Annotated in this window: 8 protein-coding genes and 1 CRISPR repeat array; of the genes, 5 read left to right on the forward strand and 3 right to left on the reverse strand. The window is 65.6% G+C overall.

Translation table 11 applies throughout. The features are described from left to right. Nucleotides 1-226: 226 nt before the first annotated feature. Genes tgmA through ACTMO_RS0101065 form a run of 3 tightly spaced genes read left to right on the forward strand, consistent with a single transcriptional unit; the run spans nucleotide 227 to nucleotide 2703 of the window. On the forward strand, nucleotides 227-568 hold the full coding sequence (gene tgmA / locus ACTMO_RS0101055) for a putative ATP-grasp-modified RiPP (protein WP_019852795.1): 342 nt from the start codon (nucleotides 227-229) through the stop codon (nucleotides 566-568). A 16-nt stretch (nucleotides 569-584) separates the two neighbouring features. Next, nucleotides 585-1568 (forward strand): MvdC/MvdD family ATP grasp protein, encoded by a 984-nt coding sequence (locus tag ACTMO_RS20020; RefSeq protein WP_019852796.1) that lies wholly within the window; start codon nucleotides 585-587, stop codon nucleotides 1566-1568. Beyond that, nucleotides 1555-2703 carry a methyltransferase domain-containing protein gene (locus ACTMO_RS0101065; RefSeq protein ID WP_019852797.1) on the forward strand — a complete coding sequence of 383 codons (1149 nt, stop codon included), beginning with the start codon at nucleotides 1555-1557 and terminating at the stop codon, nucleotides 2701-2703. Before ACTMO_RS20020 ends, ACTMO_RS0101065 begins: the two co-directional genes overlap by 14 nt. Before the next feature lie 132 nt (nucleotides 2704-2835). Then, a CRISPR array of direct repeats spans nucleotides 2836-3412; the repeat unit is 28 nt; unit sequence GTGTTCCCCGCAGGCGCGGGGATGGACC. A 753-nt stretch (nucleotides 3413-4165) separates the two neighbouring features. On the opposite strand, the gene ACTMO_RS0101070 is transcribed toward ACTMO_RS0101065, so the two are convergent. Beyond that, entirely contained in the window at nucleotides 4166-4501 is a 336-nt protein-coding gene (locus ACTMO_RS0101070) for a hypothetical protein (protein ID WP_019852798.1), read from the reverse strand. A gap of 662 nt (nucleotides 4502-5163) precedes the next feature. On the opposite strand from ACTMO_RS0101070, the gene ACTMO_RS23585 reads away from it, so the two are divergent. Together ACTMO_RS23585 and ACTMO_RS0101080 are read left to right on the forward strand one after the other, a co-directional pair. Then, nucleotides 5164-5421: a DddA-like double-stranded DNA deaminase toxin gene (locus tag ACTMO_RS23585; protein WP_084792276.1), complete on the forward strand. Its 258-nt coding sequence runs from the start codon at nucleotides 5164-5166 to the stop codon at nucleotides 5419-5421. Continuing rightward, nucleotides 5418-5885, forward strand: a complete 468-nt coding sequence (locus tag ACTMO_RS0101080) for an Imm1 family immunity protein (protein WP_019852800.1) — start codon at nucleotides 5418-5420, stop codon at nucleotides 5883-5885. Before ACTMO_RS23585 ends, ACTMO_RS0101080 begins: the two co-directional genes overlap by 4 nt. A 120-nt stretch (nucleotides 5886-6005) precedes the next feature. On the opposite strand, the gene ACTMO_RS0101085 is transcribed toward ACTMO_RS0101080, so the two are convergent. Further along, complete coding sequence (locus ACTMO_RS0101085; RefSeq protein ID WP_019852801.1) at nucleotides 6006-6188, reverse strand: hypothetical protein; 183 nt, start codon at nucleotides 6186-6188, stop codon at nucleotides 6006-6008. A gap of 79 nt (nucleotides 6189-6267) precedes the next feature. Continuing rightward, entirely contained in the window at nucleotides 6268-6501 is a 234-nt protein-coding gene (locus ACTMO_RS0101090; RefSeq protein WP_019855638.1) for a ParB family protein, read from the reverse strand. Nucleotides 6502-6546 lie beyond the last annotated feature (45 nt).

Raw genomic sequence — 6546 nt, forward strand, 5'->3', positions numbered from 1 at the left:
GCCTCCACCCGGCACCGGGGCCGTTTCGCCCCGCCCGGCCGGGATTCCTCCCCACTCTCGCCCCGGCCGGGCGGGGGCCCCGTGACCACGGTTCGGCGACGCCGCCCCGACCGTCGCCGAACCGTGGCCGCCGGGTCGGCTCTCCCGCGAAAGCCCTTGACCCGGCGGTGTCCACCCCGGTTGTCGGCGGTTCCTCGCGGAACCGTCACCGACGAAAGGAGCAGTCATGACGACGATGTTCAACGACGAGCGCACCGATGCGTTCGCCCACGACCCGGTGGCCGCGCACTCGGCCCAGTTTCCGCTGGCACGCCCCGAGGGCGAACAGCCCGTCGCCCCTGTTCCGGAGCCGTGGGGGCTGCGGAACATGGTCGCCGTCGGGGACCCGACGGACAGGGCATTGAACGGCCGCTACGACCACCACCGGCAAGTCGCCGTCGACGAGCTGGGCACGCCGCTGCACGAGATTCACCTGGGAATGACCACCACCAACATGGACGGTGATCGAGGCCCCTCCGAGGACTGGTCGGCCAAGGACTTCGCCCCGGACACGCCCGAGTCGAACTAGCTCCCGGAGGACACTCGTGACCGTGCTGATCCTGGCCCGAGACATCGATCCGAGCGCGGACGCGATGGTCGAGGCCGTCCAACAACGCGGCACACGGGTGTGTCGGGTGAACACCGCATGGTTCCCCGCGCGGCTCGGCCTCGCCGCCGAGCTGCGCGGGGGCCGCTGGTGCGGACACCTGACCACCCCGGCACACACCATCGAGCTCGCCGAGATCACCGGCGTGTACTACCGCGCCCCCGAAGCGTTCCGGTTCCCGAACGAGTGGAAACCGCAGGTCCGCCAACACGCGTTCCTGGAAGCGAAATACGGCCTGGGCGGGGTGCTGGCCTCGTTGCCCGCCGTGTGGGTCAACCACCCGTCCCGGCTGGCCGACGCGGCCTACAAACCGGTGCAGCTCACCACGGCGAGCCAACTCGGCCTGCGCGTGCCGGAAACCGCACTGACCAACGACCCGGAGAAGTTCGCCACGTTCGCACGGCGTGGCCGCACCGTGACCAAGATGCTCGGCAACACCAGCATGACCAGCGACGAGACCCACTCCGTGGCCTGGACACGGGTGCTCGACACGGCCGACCTCGACGAGGTGAGCGGTATCGAGTCGACCGTGCACCTGGCCCAGCGGTGGGCACCGAAACGGTCCGAGGCACGCGTCATCGCGGTGGGCGAGACGATCACGACCGTGCGCATCGAAGCGCACAGCGCCGCCTCGCACGTGGACTGGCGCAGCGACATCGGCGCGTTGCGCTACGAGCTCATCGACCCGCCACACCAGGTCGCCGAGGGTGTGCGCGCGCTGATGCGGCGGTTCGGTCTGCGCTACGCCGCGCTGGACTTCGTGATAACACCCGACGAGAAGTGGATCTTCCTGGAGATCAACCCCGGCGGGCAGTACGGCTGGCTCGAAGCCGCCACCGGCGCGGCGATCACCGACCAGCTGGCCGAACTGCTCACCTCCGAAGCCGCCGACCCCGAGGAGTACCACCATGCCACCGCATGACGAGGACTGGACCGAGCGAGCGACACGGCTGGCCGAGCAGCTGGAGGCCGAGGGGGCGGTGCGCGATCCGATGTGGAAGGCGGCCGTGGCCGCCACACCCCGCCACGAACTGGTGCCGAGCTTCTACCGACAGACCCCGGACAACTACGAATGGGAATCCGTGGACGCGACCACCCGGCAGGGGGCGGAGGCGGTGTACTCCCCGACCACGCTGGTGACCTCGCTCGACGAAGGGGACCATCCACTGTCCAGCAGCACCAAACCCGACCTGATCGTGCGGATGCTGGAGCTGCTGGACATTCGTGACGGTCACCGGGTGTTGGCGGTGGGCACCGGGTCCGGCTACACCACCGCGCTGCTGGCTCACCGGCTCGGTGACCGCAACGTGTGTTCCGTCGACATCGAGCCGGATCTGGTCGAGGCCGCCCGCGAGCGGCTGTCCCGCCTCGGCTGTCACCCGACCCTGGCCTGCCGCGACGGCGCCGACGGGCTGCCCGAACACGGGCCCTACGACCGGATCCTGGCCACCTGCTCGGTGCCCCGCGTGCCGTGGGCCTGGGCCGAGCAGCTCGCCTCCGGTGGGGCCGTGCTCGTCAACGTCACGCCCGGGGCGTTCAACGCGGGTGGGCTCGTCCTGCTGCGGCATCGAGACGACCGCCTGGAAGGGCGCTTCACCGACCAGTGGGCCTCCTTCATGGGAATGCGCGGTGCCGATCGGACCGCCCCCGCGCGTCGAAGCCCCGAGGTCGACACCCCCCGCCGCCGGGTGAGTACCACGCTGCCCACACCCTGGTGGGACAACACCGTGGTCTGGCTGTTGGCCCAACTCCACGGGCTGCCCGCCGGGGTCACGGTCGGGATGCGCCTCGATCCGGACACCGGTCAACCGGCGGCGGCCACGATGAGTGCCCCCGACGGGTCGGCTGTCGAGATCAGCCTCACCGCCTCCGACGACGGTCGTTATGGGGTCACCGGGACCGGACCCACCGACCTGTGGGCTCCGGTCGAGGAGGCCCACCGGAGCTGGTTGACCCACGGCAAACCCGGCTGGTCGCGGCTGGGGCTGACCGTTGCCGAACACCGGCAGTGGCTCTGGATCGACCACCCCGACAGCCCCAGCCGCTGGAGACTGTGACCACGTACGAAACGCCCCGGACTCCGCCGGGGAGGCGGTGGTGCTGGCCGATGTGGACTGTCTAGGATGTGTGTACTTCCCACGAGAGATCACAACTGGATAACGGTGCTACGGAGTCGCAGGTCACTACGTGTGTTCCCCGCAGGCGCGGGGATGGACCTGACGTTCTTGGACTTCCGGCCTTGCTGGTCACGTGTTCCCCGCAGGCGCGGGGATGGACCTGGCCCAGATGACAATCCCGATCGAGTACCACAGTGTTCCCCGCAGGCGCGGGGATGGACCCCATCATGGCCGCCGTGGAATCCTACGTCGCAGGTGTTCCCCGCAGGCGCGGGGATGGACCCGTCAGCGGAAACACCAGCGGGAACTGGAGCCCGTGTTCCCCGCAGGCGCGGGGGTGGACCTCGCTTCCCGAATCTGGCGCAGCCCCGCCAGGAGTGTTCCCCGCAGGCGCGGGGATGGACCATCCGCTGTCGAGATACGTGCGGACGCCGCGACGTGTTCCCCGCAGGCGCGGGGATGGACCCCCTGAATCCCACATATCCCCGGATGAATTCGGGTGTTCCCCGCAGGCGCGGGGATGGACCGAGTAATTCATTTTCCCGACGTTGAGGATCACCGTGTTCCCCGCAGGCGCGGGGATGGACCCTCATCAACCTGTTTGGCGTCACCTGGCCGCACGTGTTCCCCGCAGGCGCGGGGGTGGACCTGACGACGAAGGGGTGGTCGCCGCGATTGAGTGGTACGTCGAGCACCTGCAGCAGGGCGAGACGCGGCTAGCCCGCGGGATGCGGTCCGAGGTCTGGGAAGAACCGGGAGAAGTGAAACGCGAGCGCGTACAGCTGCTGGTCGCAGCATCGAAGACGAGTATGTACTCGGCACCTGGAGCTGGCTGCGTCAGCAGCCTGACCAGCTGTTACGTTCGAACTTTCCCGGCTCCTCCGTAAATCCTTGCTGCAGCCGAATCAACGACTCACGACACTAGACCGGTGTCGACATGGCACGCGGAGTGTTTTCGGGGAGGTTTCCCCGAAAGTCCGCAGCTCCGCTGTTGTGCCGTGCGAACACCAGCGTGAGAGCTCCCATCGTGAGTGCGCCTAGCGGTATCAACGGCAACAGTAGGATGCACAACATACTCGACGGAACACCACCGAGCAGTATCGAGACTGCCAGGACAAGCAGCCCTGTCAGCAGTGCGGCACCGAGGAAAGAATTCTTATGCATCCGATTCATTCTGTAGGCCCTAAGAAAATAGGGCGATTCCTGACGATGTTAACGCGGCCAAAGCCGACACGCAAGCGAGTGCGGCAATCACCTTGCTGTAACCGTTTCTGTCTCGTAAATACAATACGATTATGGCAACGAAACACAAAAGGGTTACGATGAGCAGCATGGACACTGCGAACATGACGATCAGTGACCTTTCGGATGTGTGGTTCCGCGTTCAGGATACTGTATAGATTTAGCAGACGTTCGCAGCAACGAACGCATAGATAGCCGAGAAGCTGCCGGTAAGCCCAGCCATGGCTCCCAACTGTGAGGCGGAGATGAAATAGCCGGCCACTACGATGCCACCAGCGGCGGACGCGTCCGCGGCCAGTACTCCGGCTCCGATCTCATAGACCGCCGAAGCAACCGCCCAGGTACACGCTGCGGCTGGCATCTGTCCAGTCGGTGTGATCGTAATGTTTCCTTGCATGTCTTTGTCGACGACGATCGGTTCACCGTCGATCGTTCCGATCTCCATGCTCTCCCCGGCGGACAGTGCCTCGATGGCTTCTGCGACATTGGGGGTCACACTAACGTCCGGAGCGGAGGGAGCAGTTTCCGTCCCTGCGGATGTCACCGTGGATGGAGCGTCGCAAGTGGCGGCGGTCTGAACTTGAACCGTTCTGGGGGATCAGTGGTGGTGGCAGCAGTGGCCGCCCCGGTTCCGGCAACCGAGAAAAGTGTTGCACCCATCACTGCAGAAACAAGTAACTTGCCGAACAAGGATTACTCCAAATCGAATAATATCGAATTCTTCTGAGTCCTTTTTTTTGCAAGATCAACGATTGCAGCGCCTGCGCAGCCAGGGCAATATGTTGTGGTGATCATCACGATAATTATTTTCGTTTGACATTTTTCGGCTGGCAATGCAATTCGGTCAAATCCGTATAAACCGACTTCGGTCGGAGTGGTTTTAATCCGTTGTTTGTTTGAACAAGTTGATATATTACTCTGAAAAGGTGAGTTACATGTCACCAATCTCCTCCTTTGTGTTCCCCGCAGGCGCGGGGATGGACCGATGTTAAGGTCGATCCGATTTGGAAGGTGACAGTGCTCCCCGCAGGCGCGGGGCCGTGGTGGGCCGGTTTTAGGCAAAATCGGGTCACGCACCCCCGCGTAGGCGGGGGCTCGGTGGTGGGGGAGGGGAAGTGTGTGGCGACACGCCGGGAGGTTCCCAAGCCTCTGCTCGGCGTGTCGGTCACGGGATGGTCACAGCGCCGGTGTGGACGCTCCGGACCACCGGCGGTATCCCAACACGTGGAGACACAGGCAGCGATGCTGATGCGCGAAGCCGGAATCACCCACGGAGCCGTCACGATCAACAACCGGATGTGCTCCGGTGACCTCTCCTTCGAGAAAGCGATCCGCACCATCCTGCCCCGTGGCTCGGTCCTGGACGTGTGGGAAACCGGAGCCACCCGGCCACGACGCATCGAGGGACAAGCATGACCACCATCGACACCGCCACAGTCGTCACCGTGCTCTTCGACCAAGACGAACGCACCCATACAGCCAGTGCCCCGGACGAGGTCGAAACACTGATCGACCGTGTTCTTAACGAGAACACCGAATACAGCCGCACCACCATCGTCTGCGCCTGGGACCGGCCCGCACGCTCCGACCGCGACGAGGGCGGAGCCCTGTTCCCACCGGCTTACCTCCGGGTGGCCTCCCACCCGCCTACCGGCTGGGCGGCGATGACCTGGATCGGCACCGACACCGTGCTGGACACCTTCAACCCACACGCTCCCGAGGAGGCCCCCGAACTGGTGTTCGCCTGCGACGGCCCCGACCTCCTGCCCGCCTCAGCCTCACTTCCCCAAGCCGATGTGCGCCGCGCCCTGACCGAATACACTCACACCGGTCGACGCCCCACCACGGTGCAGTGGCAGCAGGGCTACCTCGCCCTCTAACGTCCCCAGAACACGAAAAAACGCCCCGGGATCCGATGTGGAGTCCGGGGACTGTGTGCGCAATCGGCGCGGTCTGCTGGCTATCGCTGAGAGCCCCTGGGGCTAGGGAGCGTGGGCAGGTCACTGGTCGTGGCGTGGGGGCACGGCTGATCCGAGTACGAGCCGCCGCAGCCATACGGGTAGGTGCGGCTCAGCCGAGCGTGCGAGCGCGTAGACCACTCCGATCGCGATGGGGGTGGTGGCCGTGGTGAGCACGGTCTGCACGTCGCTTGCGGCCTCGGACGCGATCAGCCCGGTGGCCACGAGCCAGGCGTCTCGTACAACATAGGTACTACAAGTGCGAGCCCTGGCCACCCTTGGCGGGGGCCCGGTTGGGGTGGGGTTAGCGTCCCTGGTTGGTGGAGGGGCCGGTGCGGAGTTTGCCGTCGAGTCGGGGGAACTGGTCGCCGTTGTTGTACCGGCGTTCCAGGCGTTCGACTTCGCGGTGTAGGGCGTGTTCCACGAGGTCGGACATGCTGGCGGTGTGGGCCACGTCGCCGCCGAGGGCGGCCACTGCGGCCTTGGCGCGTGCGATCACGTCCTCGGAGACGTAGGGGGTCATGGCGCGGCGGGTCACAGATCGCGCTCCGTTCGTGCTCGGATGACTTCCAGGATGACTGTG

It is taken from the genome of Actinopolyspora mortivallis DSM 44261 (assembly GCF_000384035.1).
Taxonomy (GTDB): Bacteria; Actinomycetota; Actinomycetes; order Mycobacteriales; family Pseudonocardiaceae; genus Actinopolyspora; species Actinopolyspora mortivallis.

Coding starts and splice junctions, on each gene's coding strand:
- tgmA (WP_019852795.1), top strand. CDS start 227: ATGACGACGATGTTCAACGACGAGCGCACCGATGCGTTCGCCCACGAC.
- ACTMO_RS0101065 (WP_019852797.1), top strand. CDS start 1,555: ATGCCACCGCATGACGAGGACTGGACCGAGCGAGCGACACGGCTGGCC.
- ACTMO_RS0101080 (WP_019852800.1), top strand. CDS start 5,418: ATGACCACCATCGACACCGCCACAGTCGTCACCGTGCTCTTCGACCAA.